Below are 21,027 nucleotides of genomic sequence, written 5' to 3' on the forward strand. Positions count from 1 at the left end.
CCGCCTTCGCGGCGCTGAGCGGGGGCGGTCACGCTGCCTCCTCCTCGGTGAGCTGGGACAGCACGATCTCGCGGTAGGTCGTGTTGCCGGACATGAGTTCGCGGTGGGTGCCGGTGCCGACGACCACGCCGTCGTCGAGGACGAGGATGCGGTCGGCGTCGCGGATGGTGTTGACGCGCTGGGCGACGATCACCACGGTCGCGTCGGCGGTCTCCCGGGCCAGGTCCCGGCGCAGCGCGGCGTCGGTGGCGTAGTCCAGGGCGGAGAAGGAGTCGTCGAACAGGTAGATCTCCGGCCGGGCGACCAGGGCGCGGGCGATGGCCAGGCGCTGGCGCTGGCCGCCGGAGACGTTGGTGCCGCCCTGCGCGATGGGTGCGTCCAGGCCCTCGGGCATCGCCTCGACGAACTCCTTCGCCTGGGCGATCTCCAGGGCGCGCCACAGCTCCTCGTCGGTGGCGTCGGCCTTGCCGTAGCGCAGGTTCGAGGCGACCGTGCCGGAGAACAGGTACGGCTTCTGCGGGACGAACCCGACAGCGCGCGACAGGGCCTGCGGGTCGAGGTCGCGTACGTCCACGTCGTCGACCAGCACCGTGCCGCCGGTGGCGTCGAACAGGCGCGGCACCAGGTGCAGCAGCGTGGACTTGCCGCTGCCGGTGCTGCCGATGATGGCCGTGGTCTCGCCGGGCCGGGCGGTGAAGGCGATGTTGCGCAGCACCGGCTCCTCCGCGCCGGGGTAGCTGAACTCGACGTCGCGCAGCTCCAGCTGCCCGCGCAGCCCGGACGGGACGACCGGGGCGGCCGGCGGGGCGACGCTGGTCTCGGTGTCCAGCACCTCCTCGATGCGCTCGGCGCACACCTCGGCCCGCGGGATCATCACGAACATGAAGGTGGCCATCATGACCGCCATCAGGATCTGCATCAGGTAGCTCAGGAACGCGGTCAGCTCGCCGATCTCCATGCCGCCGCTCTCGATGCGGTGCGCACCGAACCAGACCACGGCCACCGTGGACACGTTGATGATCAGCATGACGAACGGGAACATGCCCGCCATCAGCTTGCCCACGGCCAGCGCGACGTTCGTCAGCTCGGTGTTGGCCTCGGCGAAGCGCTCCTGCTCACGCCGGTCCCGGACGAACGCCCGGATCACCCGGATGCCGGTGATCTGCTCCCGCATCACCCGGTTGACCTCGTCGATGTTGGTCTGCATGGCCCGGAACAGCGGCCGCATCCGGGCCACGATCAGCGCGATGCCGATGACCAGCGCCGGGAGCACCGCCAGCAGCAGGCCGGACAGCTGCACGTCCAACCGCAGCGACATGACGATGCCGCCCACCATCATGATCGGCGCGGCCACCATCATGGTGAAGGTCATCAGGGCCAGCATCTGGACCTGCTGCACGTCGTTGGTGGTACGCGTGATCAGCGACGGCGCGCCGAAGTGGCCCACCTCGCGGGCGGAGAAGGACTGCACCCGGTCGAACACGGCGGCCCGGATGTCGCGGCCCAGCGCCATCGCGGTCTGCGCGCCGAAGTACACCGCGCCGATCGAGCAGATGATCTGCACCAGCGAGACGCCGAGCATGCCCGCGCCGACGCGCATGATGTAGCCGGTGTCGCCGGTGACCACACCGTTGTCGATGATGTCGGCGTTGAGGGTGGGCAGGTAGAGGTTCGCGATCGTCTGCACCAGTTGCAGCAGCACGACCAGCGCGATCTGCCGCCAGTACGGCCGCAGTTGGCGGCGTACGAGTCTGATCAGCATGCGGGCTCTTTCTCGGGTTCGGGGGAGAGGACGCCGTCGAGGAGGACGTCGACGAGGTCCTCGGCGGGCAGGATGTGATTGCGGTTGTTCATCAGGACCATCGAGACCAGCAGCCCTGCGACCGTCTCGGCGGGCAGCCGGACCAGGTGCGCGTCCGGCTCGATCAGCTCGGTGAGCGCGGCGGTGAGCCGGGCCAGCGCCTCACCCGGGTCGAAGGCGGCGGGCGCGCTGGTCATCACGGCGAGCCCGCTGCTGCGCAGCGACATCATCAGCGGGGCGTTGTCGCGGAACCGGCGGGTCAGCGTGTGCACCGCCGTACGCAGCCGGAACCTCAGGTCGGGGTCGCCGGCGATCGCTTTGATCGACTCGATGGTGGGGCCCGGGTCGAAGGCGTGCGCGAGCGTGGCCGAGATCAGCGCGCCCTTGTCGGGGAAGACGCGGAAGATCGTGCCCTCGGCCACGCCGGCGCACTCGGCGATCCGGCGGGTGCTCACGTTGAGGCCTTCGGCACGCAGCAGGGGCAGGGTGGCCGCGATGATCGCGGCGCGCCGGTCCTCGGGGGTGAGGGGGGATACCCGGCGCCGGGGGGAGGCGTCGTCAGTCACGGCGGCGACTCTAAATGAGTGAGCACTCACTCCGCAACGCGATTCGCGGCCGCGCCGGTCACGGCGGCGAGTCGCGACCATGAGCAAAGCTCCCGCCACGCTGCTGGAGCCGCAGGGCAGGAGCTTCGATCATGCGCGAAGGCCGGTCGGCGAAGACCGGCGAACAGGGGTCAGGAGACCGCCAGCAGCGAGGCGCGATCGTCGAGATCGCCGAGGTCGCCGTGCTCGCCGCCGGTGAACAGACGGCACGTGCCGACCTCGCCGGGCTCGGTGTCGTCGTGCTCGCACAGCACCGCGCGGACGCCGTCGGCCAGCCGCAGCGAGCTGATCTCGTCGTTGCCGACCGCGCCCAGGTCGGCGGCGGCGTAGATGCCGGGGCCGAAGCCGCCTGAGGTGCCCGCCAGGCCCTCGCCGTCGTACGCGGTGAGCAGGTCCCCGCTGGCCGGGCCCGCCGAGACGGCGAGCAGCGAGACGGCCTCGTCCAGCCCGGTGCCCGCCAGGTCGTGCGTCCCGGCCTCGAACAGCGTGCACTCGTCCAGCGAGTCCGCGCCCGCGCCGTCGTCGGCGCAGGCCAGCACCCGGTAGCCGGGGGCCACCCGCAGCGAGCTGATCGCGTCGTTGCCGACGATCGCCAGCTCACCGGCCCCGGCCTGGTGGATGCCGGGGGCGAAGGACTGCGCGGCGCCCGCCATGGCGTACCCCTGCGTCGCTGTCACCGCGGGCCCGCCGACCGCGACCAGCGACACGACGTCCGTCAGCCCGGCGCCGACGGTGTCGTGCTCACCCGGCCCGAACGCCTGGCACACGCCCGGGTTGCCGCTGGCCACGGCGGTGGAGCGGAAGCTGTCGCAGAGCACCGCGGTGTGGCCCTCGGCCACCGTCAGCGAGTTGACCGCGTCGAGCCGGGCCAGGTCGCCGGAGTCCGCCTCGTGCCGGCCGGGTCCGAGCGCCAGCCGGCCGCCGGTGAACCCGGCTCCGCCGTACACGGTCACGCCGGTGCCGCGCTGCTCCGCCGCGGCGACCACGGCCAGCAGCGAGATGCTCTCGTCGAGGCCGCCGCCGACCCGGTCGTACCAGCCCGCGTCGTAGTAGCGGCACGCGCCCAGGCCGTCCGGGGCGCCCGCGGCCTGCGCCGGGGTCAGGTCGCAGGCCAGCACCCGGTAGCCCTCGGCGACCCGCAGCGACGAGATCGCGTCCGTGCCGACCGCGCCCAGCCCGCCGGTGTCGGCGTCGAACACGCCCGTGCCGAACGCCTGCGACGCCCCGCCGAGATCGTGCTCGGTGTACGCGACCAGCGGGAACACCGCGTCCGGGACCACCGGCTCGGGCACCGGCCCCGGGTCCGGTGCGGCCGCGGCGGCGGTCAGTGGCAGCAGCGCGCACGCCGCGCCGGCCGCGCTCAGCAGCGATCTACGAATCCCCATGTCAGCTCCCGGGTCGACGAGCGGTCCACCCGTACCAACTCCGTTCGCGCGGGCTGGTGATGCACGGAACCGCAGCTCGACCGCAGGGGTGACGGAGGCGGGCGCTACCGGCGGACCTGGATCAGGCCGTGCGTGCCGTTGAGCCGCCACTGCTCGCCCGCCGCGTCTCGCGCGTCGGCGTCGGCCACCCCGACCAGGACCTCCGACTTGAGGGTACGCAGCGCGGCGACCGCCCCGGGGAAACCCTCCGTGACCGCCTCGAACGGGGTCGCGGCGGGCCAGTGCCGGTCGCCGACCAGCCGCCGGTAGTGCAGGTCGCCCTTGACCACGGTCAGCTTCGCCGCCCGGAACCGCGCCGCCAGCCCGCCGGGCACCTCGGCGTAGGTCAGCGGCGCGCAGTAGAAGCCCGGCACGGCGACCTCCAGCCGCCCGTCCCCGAGCGCCGCCCGCAGCCGCCGGGCCAGCGGCGCGCTCGCCTCGTGCGCGGCGAGCCGGTGCAGGCAGGCCAGCAGGTCACGGCCGGTGGCGTCGGAGACGAAGTACGGCAGCGGCTTCAGGTGCAGCTCGACCCGATCGGCCCGGCCGCCGTGCAGCAGCACGTCGACGAGCGCCAGGTCGGGCAGCAGCTCGCGGCCCGCGTTGTCGGCGGCCAGGCACACCGTGCCGCCGGTGCCGGGGGCGAGGATCTCGTGCAGCGTGGCGCTGTCGTCGGCGACCAGGTCGGTGGCGTGCTTGCGGTGCTCGGCCTCGGGATCGGACAGGCGGGTGGCCAGGTCGGCGCGATTGCCCCAGAGCGCGGCGTCCACGGCCGCGGTGAGCTGCTCGTCGGGCGGCAGCTCGGCGATGCGGGCGAGGCTCGCCAGGTCCGCGTCGAGCGCCGGGTCGTCCAGCTCGGCCGCCTTCTGCGGCTCGAACGGGTCCAGCCCGCGCCACGGGCCCGGCCGGAAGTAGTCGATCGCGTCGAGCAGGCGGCGGTAGAAATAGTTCTCGGCCCACAGGAACGGCACGTCGTACCAGCTCATGCCGAGGTAGGGTGCGCTCCAGGGGGCCCAGTCGGCGGCGTCGTGGGCGTCGGCGGGCAGCGGCTCGACCACGCCGGAGACGGCGTCGTCTCGCAGCCGGCCGAGCGCGGCGCGGATGTGCGGCGGGTACGGGAACGCCGCTTCGACCTGCCGGATGATCGCCGGGTGCCGCTCGTGCAGCACCCGCCAGGTGAACGAGCCGGGTACGTCACTCAGGATCGGCGGCGCGCCGGGTTCGACCTGCACGACCCCGAGTCTAGTGGGCGTACGTTGCGGGCGTGCTTCCTCTCAGGCTCGAAGATCCCGCCCGCCGTCCTGGCCTGGCGGGACCTTCGATGCGGGAGCGGGCGGTCAGTCGGCCTTGCCCGCGGTGATGGCGTTGCCGCCGCCGAGCTTGCTCGCGCTGACGGTGAAGGTCCAGCTGCCCGAGCCCAGCGGCAGGCCGGTGACCTGCACGATCCAGTTGCTGCCCGACTTGGTGGGGCTCTGCACCTGGCTGCCGGTCGGCGCGGTCTTGCCGAGGAACGCGCTCGCGATCGACGAGGTCGAGTAGCGGGTCATCCGCTGCTTGTTCCGGTCCTGCCAGGCCGCCATGAAGTCGCTGACGTACTGGTCGGCGGTGAGCCCGTACTGCGTCCGGTTGATGAACACGTCGGTGGTCGCCGTCGGGTGGCCCAGCTCGGTGTTCTCCATGGCCAGCCGGGCGTCGTCGCCGTGGGCGTTGCGGTAGTTGCAGGCGGTGTGCGTGCCGCCCTGCGCCTCGCAGTTCAGGTTCGTCCACTGGCTGTTCGGCTTGCCGTGGCCCATGAACTGGGCGACCGCCGCCTGGTTGGCGTAGAGGTCCAGCTTCGACTTGCTGCCGCTGGCCCACGCCGCGAGGGTGGCCAGGCCGTACTCCTTGGCCGACGTCGGGAAGGAGACGGGCTTGTCGCCGCCGCCGTTCGACGACGGCTGCGGCGCGGCGGTGGCCGAGCCGGACGGCTGGGCGCTCGCGTCGGTGCTCGCGCTCGGGCCGGTGGTCAGCACGGTGTTCGCCGACGAGCTGGTCTGCGGGTCGCCGCCCTTCTTGCCGCACGCGGCGGTGCCGAGCAGGGCCAGGGTGAGCACACCGGCGAGCGCCAGCGCCGCGCGGGCGGGGGTGGGGCGGGGGGAGTTATGGGTACGCGTCCGGCCGGAGCCGGGCACCGCGTGGCGAAGCGGAGAGGCGGTCATGGCCGACACGGTAAGTTGATCGTGCGGCTCTGCCTAGGACTCGTCGTGAATCCGACCTGGACTCCTCAGATGTAGGCCTTGGCCTGGAGGGCGAAGAGGTCGTGGTAGAGGCCGGCGCGGGCCATCAGCTCGTCGTGGGTGCCCAGCTCGGCCACCGCACCGTCGCGCAGGACCACGATCAGGTCGGCGGCGCGCACGGTGGAGAACCGGTGCGACACGAACAGGGTGATCGCGCCGTTACCGCGCCCGGCCCGCCGGGCGGCCGCGGCGAACCTGGTGAACAGGGCGTTCTCGGCATGCGCGTCGAGCGCGGCGGCGGGCTCGTCCAGCGCCAGCAGCAGCGGGCGGTAGCGCATCAGCGCGCGGGCCAGGCCGAGCGACTGCCACTGGCCGCCGGACAGCTCGGTGCCGTCGGCGTAACCGCGACCGAGCAGGCCGTCGAGGCCGCCCGCCTGCTCGACGGCGCGGGTCGCGCGGGCCTGGTGCACGGCGGCGTGCAGGACCGCGTCGTCGTCGCGCAGGGTCAGCTCGCCCACCCCGACGTTGTCGCGGACGGTGAAGTGCAGCCGGGCGAAGTCCTGGAACAGCATCGCGATCCGGCGGTGCCAGGCGTCGGCGGGCAGCCGGGCCAGGTCCACCCCGTCCACGGTGATCCGCCCGGCGGTCGGCGCGTACAGGCCGCACAGCAGCTTGACCAGGGTGCTCTTGCCCGCGCCGTTCTCGCCGACCAGCGCCACGGTCGCCCCGGCCGGGATGGTCAGGTCGACGTCGCGCAGCGTCGGCGTGTCCGCGCCGGGGTAGCCGAAGGTCACCCCGTGCAGCCGGATGCCCCGGCGCAGCCGCCGGGGCGCGGTCGCGGTCGCCGCCGCGGGGGCGGGCACGGCCGCGGCCAGCTCGGCGAAGCGCTCGGCGGTGCGCGCCGCCGCGGCGACCGTCGCGTGCAGCCCGACGGCGCTCGCCACCTGCACGCTGATCTGCACGGCCAGGGTCACCACCAGCACCACCTCGCCCACGGTGGCGGTCCCGGCGGCGGCGCGGCGCAGCACCAGCAGGATCGCGCCGCCATACGCGAACGCGAACAGCAGCTGCCCGCAGCCGCGCAGCAGGGCCGCGCGCCACTGGGCGGACCAGAGCACCCGGGTGGCCCGCGACCACTGCTCGGCCTGCCGCGCCATCAGGAAGCGGTGCGCGCCGAACAGGCGGATCTCCTTGACCGCGCCCGCGTCGGCGGCCAGCGACAGCAGGTGCCCGGTGAACCGGCCGGCGGCCGCGGTGCGCTCGCGGGCGCGCTCGACCAGGCGTGCCGCATGCCGGGTGACCAGCACCGGCGGCACGGCCGCCAGGGGCAGCAGCGCCAGCCACGGGTCGACCGTGGCCAGCAGCACGACGGTGACGGCCGCCCGCAGCACCAGCCCGCCCAGGTGCAGCAGGCCCTCCAGGGCGGGGCGGGTCTGCGCGACGTCCTGCGCGGCCAGCGCGAGCGTGTCGGCGAAGCGCGGGTCGTCCAGGTGGGCCAGGGTGGGACGGCCGTTGGCCAGGTCGAGCAGCCGCCGGTCGAGCACCGTGCCCGCCTGCTCGCCCACCTCGAAGTAGTGCAGGTGCGCGAAGTGTCCCAGCATCAGCTCGCCGACCAGCAGCGCGGCCACGCCCAACGCGAACGCGGTGGCGGTGCCGACGGCGCCGGCCAGCGCGGCGTCGGTGAAGTCGCGCAGCAGGTAGCCGGCGAACGGGGTGGCCAGGTAACCCGCCAGCAGCAGGCCCACCCCGGCCAGCAGCTTGCCCGGCGCGGCCCGCCAGGCGAGGCCGAAGACGAAGCCGACGGCGGTGCGCAGCGTCCTCATCCGACGGCCTCCCGGAAGCGGCTGGCCTGCAGCGCGAACATCTCGGCGTAGTGGCCCTGCGCCGCCATCAGCTCGTCGTGGCTGCCGCGCTCGACGACCAGGCCGTCCGACAGGACCACGATCTGGTCGGCGCGCCGCACGGTGGAGAAGCGGTGCGAGACGATGACGCTGGTCAGGCCCTCGGTCTCGGTGAGGAAGCGGTCGAAGAACTCGACCTCGGCGCGTACGTCGAGGGCGGCGGTGGGCTCGTCGAGGACCAGCACCCGGGCGCCGCGCTCGACGGCGTGCAGAGCGCGGGCCAGGGCGATCCGCTGCCACTGACCGCCGGACAGGTCGGTGCCGCCGGGATAGCGGGCGTTGAGGGTGGTGTCCAGGCCGCCGGGCAGCCCGGCGAGCACCTCGCCCGCCCCGGCGCGTGCGGCGACGGCGCGCCAGGCGGTCTCGTCGCCGGTGCCGAGGCCGATGTTGTCGGCGGCGCTCAGCTCGTACCGGTTGAAGTCCTGGAAGATGACGGCGAGCCGCTGCTGCCAGGAGGCCGGGTCGAAGTCGCGCAGGTCCACGCCGTCGGCGGTGATCGCGCCCCGGTCCGGGTCGTAGCAGCGGGTGAGCAGCTTGACCAGGGTGGTCTTGCCCGCGCCGTTGAGCCCGACGATCGCCGTGCACCGCCCGGCCGGGATGGTCAGGTCGAGGTCCGTGAAGACGCGGCGGCCCTCGGGGTAGGCGAAGCCGACGCCGGTGAACCGGATCTCCCGGCGCGGCGCGGGCGCCGGCGCGGTGCCGGGCAGCCGCTCGCCCCGGACGGCCGCCTCGAAGCCGGTCAGCGCCGCGTACGCCCGGCCGCCGAACTGCGTCTGCACGTCCGCCTCGGGGAAGTAGACGCCGAACCGGATGGGCACCAGCACCGCCTGCACCGCGACGGCGTACCCGAGCAGGTCGAGCCCGCCCGCGGCGGTGGCCTGCGCGACGGCGACCAGGGCGACGGCCGCCCCGGCGAGCCCGGCCAGCGCGAACCCGACGAACGGCAGCCGCAGCAGCCTGCGGCGCAGGGCCCAGAGCGGGTCGAGGTAGCCGTGGTGCTCGGTGTGCAGCCGCCCGCCGAGGTAGTCCAGCAGGCCGAGCACCCGGATCTCCTTGGCGGCGGCGGTGCCGGTGGACAGCTCGCGCACGTACGACAGCCGCCGCCGCTGCGGCGACAGCGCGTCCCACCCGGCGGCGAAGCGGCCCAGCGAACCGCGCTGCCCGAACCGGACCACCAGCGCGGTCGCCGCGACCACGGCGGCGACGGCGGGGGAGAGCACCACGCCGACGAGGACGACCGCCCCGGCGAGCCCGGCGTAGCGGGCGGCCAGCGCGGGCAGCGCCGCGGCGGCGGCGCCCGGGGACGGGCTGGCCCGGTCGACCGCGGTGCGCACGTCGGCCAGCAGGTCCAGCGTGCCGGGGCGCTCCAGGGCGGCCACCGGCGCGTCCCGGTATGCCGCGGCCAGCGCGCGCTGCACGCAGTGGCCGTCGACGCGGCGGGCGATCAGCTCGCCGAGCGCGGCCTGCATGGGGCCGAGCAGCTGCTGGGCCGCCAGGGTGGCCAGGGTCAGCGCGGCGGCCGCGCCGAACGCGGCCTCGCCCCGGGCGACCGCGGGCACCCGGGACAGCAGCACGGCCATGCCGACCATGAAGGCGACCGGGGCGAGCCCGAACGCCGTGCTGACCAGCAGCGCCGCCGTCACCGGCAGTGACCCTGCCCGACCCAGCAGGCGCGCCGTGTCGATCCAGCGACGCACCGGTCCTCCACTCCGTCGATTCCATCCAGGAACTTAACAGTTAAGATTCTTAAATGCACGCAGCGTCATCGTCCGATCTCGACAGCCGTTCGGGCCATGTCCCCTCCGGCGGCACCGGCGTAAGGCTGTCGGCGGCGGTCACCACGCATCCCCGGCGCCGTCACGAGGCGGCCGCCCTGGCGGCGAGCCAGCCGGGACTGGGTTTCGAGGTGATCGAGGACCCCGACCCGGACGGGCCGCGCAGCGCGCTGCGTACCGCGCGGCTGGCCTGGCGGCGCACCGACCCGGCGGCCACCCACCGGGTGCTGGTGCAGGACGACATGCGGCTCGTGCCGGGGTTCGGGCGGCTGGTGCACGACGCCGTGGCGGCCCAGCCGGACCGGATCCTGTGCCTGTTCACCGAGTGGGGCTCGCGCACCTCACCCGCCGTGCGGCTGGCGGCGCTGGCGGGCGCGGGCTGGGTGCCGCTGCTCGACCCGTACGTGCCGACCACGGCCGTGGTGCTGCCCGCGGCGGTCGCGCACGCGCTGGCAGAGTTCCCGGCCGAGCCCGGCGAGCCCGACGACGTGCTGCTGTGGCGCTTCGCCCGGGAGCACCGGCTGACGCCGCTGGTCAGCTGCCCCAACCTGGCCGAGCACGAGCCCGGCGAATCGCTGGTCGGCAACGACGTGCTGCTCGGGCCCCGGCACTCGGCGCTGTTCGGCGGGGGCGCCGCGCCGTGGGACCGCGTGCTCGCCCCGCGTATGGTGCCGCACCTGCTGCTGTTCGAGGGCATCGCGGTCTGCCAGGTGCCCGGCGCCGACGGCGGCTGGACGGCCGTGCGCGCCGACGACTTCCTCGCCCCCTCCGGCCTGACCATCCCCGACCTGCTCGACCGGTACGCCGCCACGGCGGCCCGCCGTGACCCCGCCGGCCGCATCCGCCGCGTGATCGCCGACTCCCTCCTCCTCCAGCTCTGGCTCACCGCGTTCTGCTTCGGCCTGACCGCGTGCGACCTCCTCCGCGACGCCCCGCCCGCGCCGATTTCCGGGAAACTGTACGAATCCAGCCCCGCCGAGCTGCAGTTTCCCGGAAACTGCCGCACGAGCGACGCGGTGGCGGCGGCGTTGCGGGGGGCGCGGGGGCGGGCGGGCATGGAGACGTTCGCGCCGGGATTGCTGCGGCGGTTCGTGCCGCGGCACCGGCTGGCGGGGCTGGCCCGGCTCGCCGATCCCATGGTGCGGGAGGCCATATCGGACGGATGCGCACACGCTGGTCAGGCGCACGATCTTTTCTGGAAGGATTCTTTGCAGTAAGCGTCGGCCGTGCTATCAACGGTATGTCGATTCATGGATGACACGCCGGGATGGGGCTCGATGGGTGTGCAGACGCCGCTGGACGAGGTGGGCTCGGCCGTCCCGCGCCGCCCGGCGCCCGCCGCCACCGCCCCGCTGTCCCTGCTGCAGCGGCGGATGTGGCACCTGTGCACGGCATACCCGGGCACCGCGTCACCGATCGTGGTGATCGCCAACCGGATCACCGAGCCGCTGGACGTGCCCGCCTTCACCGCCGCCGTCCGGGCGCTGGCCGACCGGCACGACGCGCTGCGCACCACGTTCGCGCTCGGCCCGGACGGGCCGCGGCAGGTCATCGCCGCGCCCGGCGGCCTGGAAACCGAGCTGCTCGACGTCAGCGAGCGCCCCGACCCGGCGGCGAGCGCCCGGGACCTGGTCTCGGAGCTGGCCGGAGCGCTGCTCGACCTGAACGGCGGCACGCTGGTGCGCTCGCGGCTCGTCCGGCTCGGCGCCGACGACCACGTCTGGTGCCTGGCCGTGCACCACCTGCTCGCCGACGGCGAGTCCGCGATGGTGCTGGAGCGCGAGCTGACCGCGCTCTACCGCGGGCAACCGCTGCCCGCGCCGCCCATCGGATACGCCGACTTCGCCGCCTGGCAATGCGCGAACGCCGACTCCGACGCCGACCTGCGCTGGTGGGCCGAGCACCTGGGCGGGGTGCCGCCGCTGGACCTGCCCCTCGACCTGCCCCGGCCGCCGGTGAAGACCACCCGGGCCGATCGGGTCGACCTGCGCCTGGACGCGGTTGATGCGGCCGCGCTGGACGCCTTCGCCCGCGCCCACCGCGCCACGCCGTTCATGGTGCTGCTCACCGCGCTGGTGACGGTGCTCGCGCGCCGGTCCGGACAGGCCGACTTCTGCGTGGGTACGCCGGTGGCGGGCCGGCTGCTGGAGGAGACCGAGGAAGCCGTCGGCCTGTTCAGCAACATGATCGCGCTGCGCGCCGACCTGTCCGGCGAGCCCGGCGTCGGCGAGCTGCTGTCCCGGCTGCGCACCGAGGTGATCTCCGGGCTGGCCCGGCAGGGTGTGCCGTTCGGGCAGGTGATCGCCGCGGTCGACCCGCCGGAGGACCGCTCGCGCACCCAGCTCTTCCAGGTCATCTTCTCGCTGCACACGCAGACCGCGGGCGGCGCGCCGGGGCTGTCCTGGCAGCCGTTCGGCCAGGCCGCGCCGCAGATCCTGCACGACCTGGTGCTCGACGCCTGGCGCGGGCCCGACGGGCTGGACCTGACCCTGCGCTACGACACCGGCCTGTTCACCGCGGACACCGCGGCGGGCCTGGCCGCCGAGATCGCCGAGCTGGTCCGGGCCATGCCGGCCGACGCGGCACAGCCGGTGTTCGGGGCGGGGGCACGGCATGGGTAGCCACATCGCGTTCTTCAACATCCCGGCGCTCGGGCACCTGTTCCCGACGCTCGGGCTGGTCGCCGAACTGGTGCGGCGCGGGCACCGGGTGAGCTGCACGGCCGGCGCCGACCGCGCGGCGTACGTGGCCGCGGCGGGGGCGCGGGTGATCCCGTACACGTCGACCCGGCCCGGTGACACCGACCCGCACGCGGGCACCCCGGACCGCAGCGAGCACATCGGGCGCAGCCTGCTGAACTTCCTCGCCGAGGCCGAGCACACGCTGCCCCAGCTGGAGCAGCCGCTGCTGGCCGACCGGCCGGACCTGGTGCTGTTCGACCGGATGGCGTTCGCCGGGCACGTGTTCGCGCACAGCCACGGCATCCCGGCGATCCAGCTGTGGCCGATGCTCGTCTCGGCGGGCCCGTGGTCGATCACCGACGCGGCCCCGGTGGACCCGCACCACCCCACCCTCACCGAGTACGCCGGGCGGCTGGAGAAGTTCCTGGCCGACCGGGGGCTGACCACGCTGCCCGCCGAGCGGTTCCTCACCCCGGACGTGGTCCGCCACCTGGCGTTCCTGCCAAGGGCGTTCCAGTACGCGGGCGAGCGCTTCGGTCCGGAGTTCGGCTTCGTCGGGCCGTGCACCATGCCGCGCGCCGGGGACGTGCCCTGGTCGCCGCCGGCTGACGGGTCGCCGGTGGCGCTGGTGTCGCTGGGCACCCTGAACAACCACTGGCCCGACTTCTACCGCCTGGTGTTCGAGGCGTTCGCCGGCACACCGTGGCAGGTGGTGCTCGCGGTCGGGCAGCGGCTGGACCCGGCGTCGCTCGGCCCGCCCCCGCCCAACGTCACCGTCATGCCGGTCGCGCCGCAGCTCGCGGTGCTGGCGCACGCGCGGGTGTTCGTCTCGCACGGCGGGCTGGGCGGCGTGATGGAGGGCCTGCAGGCGGGCGTGCCGCAGGTGGCCGTGGCCCGGACGCTGGAGCAGGACGTCAACGCCGCTCGGGTGGCCGAGACGGGCATCGGCGCCGCGCTGCGGCTGGACGGGCTGACCCCGGCCCTGCTGCGCGCGGCGGTCGACCGGGTGAGCGCCGATCCGGCGATCGCCGCCGGGGTGGCGGCGATGCGTGCCGAGGTGCTGGCCGCGGGAGGTGCGGCGCGTGCCGCGGACCTCGTCGAGTCGTGCCTGCCCGGCCGGGCCGGGGGCAGCGGGGGATAGGCCGTGGCGGGCCGTCCGGCGCCCCCGGACGGCCCGCCACACTCCACATTGGCGGGTCTGCCATCGATTGTTGGGCCGGTTTAAATCAGCCGAACCGGCAGCCGTGAGCACAGATTTGTACGTAAGAAACTTAACTATTTATTGGCATGGTGGTCCCGGCGGCGGGACGCCCCCGCCGCGTCCCCCTTCTCGGGAATCGACGGAGGTTCCACAAGTGATGATCAAACGTAGGCGTGTCGTGGCGGGGCTGGCCGGTCTCGGCCTGGCCGCGGCGAGCCTGGTCGCGGCGGCCGGGCCGGCTTCGGGCGGGATCCCGCCGCGGTGGGTGGGGACCTGGGGGACCGCCCTGACCGCGCCGAGCCTGGCCAACACCGGCAGCAGCCTCAACGGGTTCGCCGACCAGTCGATCCGGCAGATCGTGCGGGTGTCGCTGGGCGGCGAGCAGGTCCGGCTGCGGTTCACCAACGCGTACGGCACCGGCCCGCTCACGATCGGCCACGCCACCGTCGGCCTGCCCGCCGCCCCCGGCTCGCCGACGCTGCAGGCGGGGTCGGTCCGGGAGGTCACCTTCAACGGCGGGTCGGCGTCGGCGACCGTGTACAAGGGTGCGGAGGTGCTGTCCGACCCGGTCGACCTGCCGGTGGCGGGCACGTCCGAGCTCGCGGTGACGATCTACCTGCCGACCCCGACCGGTGCCACCTCCTGGCACTGGACGGCACGGCAGACCTCGTACGTCTACGCCGGGGACCGGGCCGCCGACACCGACGGCACCGGGCAGACCGCGGCCTACAACCACTTCTACTACCTGGCCGGGGTCGAGGTCTCGACCAAGACCGGCCTGGGCACGGTAGTCGTGCTCGGTGACTCGATCAGCGACGGGTCCGGCTCGACGCTGGGCGCCAACACCCGCTGGCCGGACTACCTCGCCACGCGGATCAACAGCACCTGGCCCGCCCTCGGCGACCCCGGTGTGATCAACGTGGCCCTCGCGGGCAACCAGGTCACCAAGGACGGGCTGGCCATCAACAGCCCGGCCCTGGGCAACAGCGCCCTGGCCCGCCTCGACGACGACGTGTTCAACCAGCCCGGCGTGCGCAGCGTGTTCGTCGAGCTGGGCATCAACGACGTGCACCTGTCCGGCTTCACCGCCGAACAGATCATCGCCGGGCTGAAGCAACTGGCCGCGCAGGCCGAGGCCCACGGGCTGCGCACCGTCGTGGCCACCCTCGGCCCGTTCGAGGGCTACGCGACGTGGACGCCGGAGAAGGAGGCCGTCCGCCAGGCGGTCAACACGTGGCTGCGCGGCGACACCGGGTTCGACGGGCTGGTCGACTTCGACCAGATCCTGCGCGACCCGGCCAACCCGAGCAAGGTCCTGCCCGCCTACGACAGCGGCGACCACATCCACCCCAACGACACCGGCGCCCAGGCTCTGGCCAACGCCGTGCCGCTCTGGCTGCTGTGATCACATGACGCCCCGCACCCTCCCGGAACTGCTGGCCGCCCTCGCCGCGGCGCGACCCGAACATGTGGCGCTGCGGCTGGTGACCGGCCCCGGGCAAGGTGCGGGGCTCACCGCGTGCGACTGGCACACCCGGTCCGTGTCCGCCGGGCACGGCCTGCTCGGCAAGGGCGTCGCGCCCGGCGACCGGGTCGGGCTGGTGTTCGGCGGGCACGGCTGGCTCGACTACGCGGTCGCGTACGCGGCCGTCACCGGCGTCGGCGCGGTCGCCGTGCCGATCAGCGCGAAGCTGCCCGCCGCCCGCATCGCCGAGCTGCTGACCCACAGCGGCGCGGCGACGGTGGTCGGCGCGGACGGCTGGGCGCTGTCCGAGCTGGACACCTCCTGCGCCGACCCGCTGCCCGCGGTCCAGCCCGGACAGTGCGCGCAGATCGTCTACACCTCCGGCACCACCGGCACGCCCAAGGGCGTCACCGCGAGCCACGCCAACCTGACCCACGGGCTGGACCCGGCCCGGCCGCCGCTGGCCCATTCGCGTCACGCGCTGCACGCCTTCCCGCTGGGCACCAACGCCGCGCAGACCATGCTGGTCACCGCCCTGGTCGCGCGACCCACCGTGGTGGTGCTGCCCGAGTTCGACCCGGCCCGGTACGCCGAAGCGGCACGTACCCTGGCCGCCGGCACCCTGTTCCTGGTGCCCGCCATGGCGAGCGCGCTGCTGGAGGCGGGCGTGCTCGACGGGCTGGACGACGTGCAGCTCGTCTCGTGCACCGCCGCCGCGCTGCCGCCCGCGCTGGGCCGTGCCCTGTCGGAGGCGCTGCCCGAGGCCGTCATCGTCAACAACTACACCTCCACCGAGGCCGCGCCCGCGTACACCAGCATGGTCTTCGACCCGGACCGGCCGGACTCGGTCGGCCGGGCCGAGGGCGGCGCGGAACTGCGCATCCGCACCGCCGACGGGGAGCCGGCCGGGCCGGGCCAGGTGGGCGAGGTGTGGCTGCACGCGGGTGACGCGGCCCGCGCCTACCACGCCGACCCGCAGGGCAGCGCGGCCGTGTTCCGCGACGGCTGGGTGCGCATGGGCGACCTCGGCTATCGCGACGCCGCCGGTTACCTCTACCTGGTCGACCGGGAGTCCGACCTGGTAAACGCCGGGGCGCACCGGGTTTCCACGCTGCGCGTCGAGGCCGCCCTCTACGAGCACCCGCAGGTCACCGCCGCCGCCGTGCTCGGCCTGCCGCACCCGGTGCTGGGCGCGACCGTGGCCGCCGCGGTGGTGCTGCGCGACCCGGCGGCCCTGGACGGGCTGCGGCCGTTCCTCGCCGCCCGGCTCGCCGGGTACGAGCTGCCCACCCGCCTGATCGCGGTGCCCGAGCTGCCCCGCAACGACGGCGGCAAGGTGGTCAAGGCCGCGCTGCGGGAGCTGTTCGCGCAGGCCCCGGCCCGGGTCGCGCCGCGCACCGAGGCCGAACTCGCGCTGGCCGGGCTGTGGCGCGAGGTGCTGCGGGTGCCGGAGGTCGGTGCGGGCGACGACTTCTTCGCCCTCGGCGGCGACTCGATGCGCGCCACCCGCCTGGCCGCCCTCGCCTCCGCGCACTTCGGCCGCCCCGTGCCGGTGTCCCTGATCTTCGAGACCCCGATCCTCGCCGCGCAGGCGATCCGCCTCGCCGAGCCTCCGGCGGCCGAAGCGCTGCCGGCCGGTGCTCCGGTGGCCGAGGGTCTCGCCACTTCGGCAGAGCCGCCTGACCGGGGCTTCGGCCCTGCGGTGCAAGTGCCGCTCAGCTCGACCCAGGAGAGCATGCTGGCCTGGACCTGGGCCACGGGGGAGCCGCGCGACGTCGGGCCGATCAGCGTCGGCATCCGGGTGCGCGACGAGCTGGACCCGGACCTGCTGGAACGTGCCCTGGCCGAGGTGGTGCGGCGGCACGAGGCGCTGCGCACCGTGTTCGATCGCGACGCGGCCGGGATCGACCGGGCGCGGGTGCTGGCCGAGTGCCCGCCGGTGGTGACCGTGGCGGCGGCCCGGGACCTCGCGCACGCGGGCGAGCTGTGCCGGGCGGACCGTGAGCTGCGCTTCGACACCGGGCAGGGGCCGCTGGTGCGCGCGCTGGTGGCGAGCCTCGCGCCGGACGACCACGTGCTCGGGCTGGCCGTGCACCACCTGGTCTGCGACGGCGCGTCGATGGGGGTGCTGCTGCGCGAGCTGGGGCTGGCGTACGCGGCGCTGCGCGGCGGGCACCCGCTGCCGCCGTCCGGTCCGGACACGGCGCTGCGGGACTTCGTCGCGTACACCCGGCGGCAGTGGCCGGTCACCCTGCCGCACTGGCACCGCGTGCTCGACGGCGCACCGGCGAACCTGGTGCCGTTCCGGGGCCGGGAGGCCGCGACGCGGCTGCGCAGCGCGCAGCGTGAGGTGCCGCTGCCCGCCGGGCTCGGCGCGGGACTGCGCCGGGCCGCCGCCGCGCACGGGGCGACGCCGTTCATGCTGATCGCGGCGTGCTGGGCGGCGGCGCTGGCGGAGCGCACCGGCACCGGCGACATCGTGCTGATGTCCCCGGTGCCCGGCCGCACCCGGCCCGGGAGCGAGGCGCTGATCGGCTGCCTGAGCCAGTCCCTGCTGCTGCGGGTGGACACCTCCGGCGCGCCCGGCGCGGCCGGGCTGCTCGCCCGGACGCGCCGGGTCGTGCTGGACGCGCTGGACCACCAGCACCACCCGTTCGTCGAGTTCTACCTGCGGCATCCCGGCGCGGCCTGGCTGCGGGTGGAGACCTGGGGCGGCCAGGCGCACCTGCCCGGCCTGGAGTCGGAGGCGTTCGACCTGCCCCGGGCGCTGGACGCGGACTGGCCCACCCCGGGCGGCGAGCCCGACCTCCAGTCGCCCGAACTCGCAGTCGTGGAGCACCCGGACGGGAGCCTGGTCGGCCACCTGCTCTACAACCACCACGCATTCGCGCCGTCCACCATGGACGAGCTCGCCGCCCGGGTCGCCGCGCTGCTGCGCGACGCGGTACGCGACCTCGCCCCCGCCGCACCGCAGGAGGAGCACCGATGAGCAGCGCCACCCCCGCCCAGCACGGCATGTGGCTGACCGAGCACCTGGGCCTGGCCGGCACGGCGTACCACATGCCGCTGCCCGTGTGGCTCGACGGCCCACTGGACCGCGCGCGGCTCGCCGACGCGTGCGCGGCGGTGGTGGCCCGGCACGAAGTGCTGCGTACGGCGTTCGCCGAGGTGGACGGCGAGCTGCGGACCGTGCCCGCCGACCCGGTGCCCGCGCTGCGGCTCGGCGAGGCGCCCGCGGACCTGGCCGCGTACCTACGGGAGCGGACGCTGGCGCCGTTCAGCCTGGCGGGCGGGCCGCTGATCCGGTTCGAGCTGGTGCCCGCCGGGCCGGGGCGGCACCTGCTGCTGATCGTCGCGCATCACCTGGTGTTCGACGGGGAGTCCAAGGAGATCCTGCTGGCCGACCTGGCGGCGCTCTACTCGGGCCGGGAGCTGCCGCCGCTCGGCACGCCCGAGCAGCGGGTCCTGCCGGTGGACGCGGCGGCCGCGCACTGGTCGGCGGCGTACGCCCCCGCGGGCGAGCCGAACCTGCCCGGCCTGCTCGGCCGCACCGGGCCTGCCGCGGCCACGGGCGTGGCGGTGCCGGTCGAGCTGGACGGGGACCGGGTGCGGGCCACCGCGCGGGAACTCGGCGCGACGGCGTTCGAGGTGGTGCTGGCCGGGCTGCTGACCCTGCTGGAGCGCTACGGCGACGCCGCGCCGGTGATCGGCGTGGACCTCGGCACGCGCGCCGCGTCCGAGCACGACCGGATCGGGCTGTACGTCAACGAGCTGCCCGTGGCCGTGCCCACGGCCGCCTCCGGCGGCGACGTCACGGCGCGGGCACGGGTCGCCGCCGTGCGGCACCGCCTGCGCCAGACCTACGCGGTGCGGACGGTGCCGCTGTCGCGGGCGGTGTCGGGGCTGTCCCCGCGTGCGGCGCTCACGCCGGTGTCGATCAGCTACCGCCGCCGTGCCCGGCCCGAGCCGGTGTTCGCCGGGCTCGCCGCGCGGGTCGAGTGGACCGGGTATCACCACGCCGCCCGCAACGCGCTGCACGTGCAGGTGCTCGACGACCCGGCGGCCGCGACGCTGCCCGTGCTGCTGCACGTGGACCCGGCGCGGCTGAGCCCCGCCGGCGCGGCCCGGCTCGGCGGGCACCTGCGGGCGCTGCTAAACGGGTTCGCGTCCGAGCCGGACCGCGCGGTGTCCGGGCACGAGCTGCTCGGTGCCGACGAGCAGCAGCTCATCGCGGCCTGGAACGACACGGCCAAGGTGTACGGCGGTCCGCGCACGCTGCACGGGCTGGTGGACGCGGCGATCGCGGCGCACCCCGACGCGGTGGCGGTGGTCGCCGCGGACAGCGCGATGACGTACGCGCAGCTCGACGCCGAGGCCGACGCCGTCGCGCGGGCGCTCGCCGGGCGCGGGGTCGGGGCGGGCGACCTCGTCGCGGTGTGCCTGCCGCGTACCTCCCGCCTGCTCCCGGCCCTGCTCGGGGTGCTGCGCACGGGTGCGGCATACCTGCCGCTGGACCCGGAGCACCCGCCCGCGCGCCGGGCCGGCCTGCTCGCCGACGCCCGGCCCGCCGCGCTGCTCGTGCCCGACGCGGACGGCGCGACCGGGCCGGCCGACGGGGCGGACGGTCCGGGGCGGCACGCCGCCGGGCTGGCCTACACGATCTACACGTCGGGCTCCACCGGGCGGCCGAAGGGCGTGCTGATCGAGCATCACGCGGTGGTGAACCTGCTGCACGCGCTGCGGGAGGTGCTGCCGACCGGGCCGGGGGACGCGTGGCTCGCGGTGGCGTCGGCCGCGTTCGACATGTCGGTGCCCGAGCTGTGGCTGCCGCTGGTCACCGGCGGCACCGTCGTGCTGGCCACCCAGGAGCAGGCCCGCGACGGCGAGCTGCTGCTCAAGCTGCTGCGCACCGGCGGGGTGACCCACGCCCACCTCACCCCGTCGACCTGGCGGCGGCTGCTCGACGCGGGCTTCGCCGAGCCGGGCGTGACGGCGGTGTCGGGCGCCGAGGCGCTGCCCGAGCCGGTCGCGGCGGCGCTGCGGGAGCGGGCGGGGCGGCTGGTCAACCTGTACGGCCCGACCGAGACCACGGTCTGGTCGACGTGGGCGGACCTTACCGCGGGCGGTCCGGTGACCATCGGCCGGCCGCTGGCCAACACCACCGTGCACGTGCTGGACGCGGCGTTGCGGGCGGTGCCGCCGGGGGTGCTCGGGGAGCTGTGCCTGGGCGGGTCCGGGGTCGCCCGGGGTTACCTGAACCGGCCCGAGCTGACTGCGGAGCGCTTCATGGACACGGCCTGGGGGCGGCTATACCGGACGGGAGACCGGGTGCGCCAGACCGCCGACGGCGCCCTGGAGTTCCACGGCCGGGTCGACGATCAGGTCAAGCTGCGTGGCTACCGGGTCGAGCCGGGCGAGGTGGAGGCACACCTGCGGACGGCCGGGGCGGTAGTCGACGCGGCGGTGGCGCTGTCACCGTCGGGAGAGGAGCTGGTCGCGTACGTCGTCGGCGCGCCCGACCCGGCCGAGCTGCGGGAGCGGCTGGCCGCCGCGCTGCCCGCGCACCTGGTGCCGTCGTCGTTCACGCTGGTCGAGCAGCTGCCGCGCAACGCCAACGGCAAGCTGGACCGGGCCGCGCTCGCGGCGCTCACCGGCACGCCGCTCACCCCGCCGGAGCGGCCGCGGGCATACACGGGCCTGGCACTGCAGGTGTACGAGATCTGGCAGGAGGTGCTCGGGCACGGCGAGATCGGGCCGGACGACGACCTGTTCGACCTGGGCGGGCACTCGCTGACCGTCACGAAGATCGCCGCACGGATGCGCCGCCGCCTGGGCGTCGACCTGCCGCTGCACGTCTTCTTCGACACGCCGACCATCAACGGCGTGGTCGCCGCCGCGGGCCGCTGACGACACGGCGAAGCCCCACCCGCCGGGGGTGGGGCTCCGCTCGGTCAGCGCCGG

13 protein-coding genes are annotated in these 21,027 nt (G+C 75.0%); 6 read left to right on the top strand and 7 right to left on the bottom strand.

Annotation, left to right across the window (positions count from 1 at the left end):
- Nucleotides 1-28: 28 nt before the first annotated feature.
- From CS0771_RS21395 to CS0771_RS21425, 7 genes are all read right to left on the bottom strand, one after another.
- On the bottom strand, nt 29-1,762 hold the full coding sequence (locus CS0771_RS21395) for an ABC transporter ATP-binding protein (protein WP_212842643.1): 1,734 nt from the start codon (nt 1,760-1,762) through the stop codon (nt 29-31).
- Nucleotides 1,756-2,367: a TetR/AcrR family transcriptional regulator gene (locus CS0771_RS21400; RefSeq protein WP_212842644.1), complete on the bottom strand. Its 612-nt coding sequence runs from the start codon at nt 2,365-2,367 to the stop codon at nt 1,756-1,758. Before CS0771_RS21400 ends, CS0771_RS21395 begins: the two co-directional genes overlap by 7 nt.
- Nucleotides 2,368-2,537: 170 nt before the next feature.
- Nucleotides 2,538-3,791 (bottom strand): hypothetical protein, encoded by a 1,254-nt coding sequence (locus CS0771_RS21405; protein WP_212842645.1) that lies wholly within the window; start codon nt 3,789-3,791, stop codon nt 2,538-2,540.
- A gap of 104 nt (nt 3,792-3,895) precedes the next feature.
- Complete coding sequence (locus CS0771_RS21410; protein ID WP_212842646.1) at nt 3,896-5,059, bottom strand: damage-control phosphatase ARMT1 family protein; 1,164 nt, start codon at nt 5,057-5,059, stop codon at nt 3,896-3,898.
- A gap of 105 nt (nt 5,060-5,164) precedes the next feature.
- Nucleotides 5,165-6,025: a hypothetical protein gene (locus CS0771_RS21415; RefSeq protein WP_212842647.1), complete on the bottom strand. Its 861-nt coding sequence runs from the start codon at nt 6,023-6,025 to the stop codon at nt 5,165-5,167.
- A gap of 65 nt (nt 6,026-6,090) precedes the next feature.
- On the bottom strand, nt 6,091-7,866 hold the full coding sequence (locus CS0771_RS21420) for an ABC transporter ATP-binding protein (RefSeq protein WP_212842648.1): 1,776 nt from the start codon (nt 7,864-7,866) through the stop codon (nt 6,091-6,093).
- Nucleotides 7,863-9,641 (bottom strand): ATP-binding cassette domain-containing protein, encoded by a 1,779-nt coding sequence (locus CS0771_RS21425; protein ID WP_212842649.1) that lies wholly within the window; start codon nt 9,639-9,641, stop codon nt 7,863-7,865. The genes CS0771_RS21420 and CS0771_RS21425 overlap by 4 nt, the downstream gene beginning before the upstream one ends.
- A 53-nt stretch (nt 9,642-9,694) precedes the next feature.
- Between CS0771_RS21425 and CS0771_RS21430 the strand changes: the two genes are divergently transcribed.
- From CS0771_RS21430 to CS0771_RS21455, 6 genes are all read left to right on the top strand, one after another.
- Complete coding sequence (locus tag CS0771_RS21430) at nt 9,695-10,936, top strand: hypothetical protein (RefSeq protein ID WP_212842650.1); 1,242 nt, start codon at nt 9,695-9,697, stop codon at nt 10,934-10,936.
- A gap of 60 nt (nt 10,937-10,996) precedes the next feature.
- Nucleotides 10,997-12,340, top strand: coding sequence for a condensation domain-containing protein (locus CS0771_RS21435; protein WP_212842651.1), 1,344 nt, complete (start codon nt 10,997-10,999; stop codon nt 12,338-12,340).
- A complete protein-coding gene (locus tag CS0771_RS21440) occupies nt 12,333-13,541 on the top strand; it encodes a macrolide family glycosyltransferase (protein WP_212842652.1) in 1,209 nt (402 codons plus the stop codon). Before CS0771_RS21435 ends, CS0771_RS21440 begins: the two co-directional genes overlap by 8 nt.
- A 217-nt stretch (nt 13,542-13,758) precedes the next feature.
- Entirely contained in the window at nt 13,759-15,006 is a 1,248-nt protein-coding gene (locus CS0771_RS21445; protein WP_212842653.1) for an SGNH/GDSL hydrolase family protein, read from the top strand.
- 4 nt (nt 15,007-15,010) lie between these two features.
- Nucleotides 15,011-18,055 (top strand): AMP-binding protein, encoded by a 3,045-nt coding sequence (locus CS0771_RS21450; RefSeq protein ID WP_212842654.1) that lies wholly within the window; start codon nt 15,011-15,013, stop codon nt 18,053-18,055.
- Complete coding sequence (locus tag CS0771_RS21455; protein ID WP_212842655.1) at nt 18,052-20,973, top strand: amino acid adenylation domain-containing protein; 2,922 nt, start codon at nt 18,052-18,054, stop codon at nt 20,971-20,973. The genes CS0771_RS21450 and CS0771_RS21455 overlap by 4 nt, the downstream gene beginning before the upstream one ends.
- Nucleotides 20,974-21,027 lie beyond the last annotated feature (54 nt).

Origin of the sequence: Catellatospora sp. IY07-71 (assembly GCF_018326265.1) — a bacterium.
Classification (GTDB): domain Bacteria; phylum Actinomycetota; class Actinomycetes; order Mycobacteriales; family Micromonosporaceae; genus Catellatospora.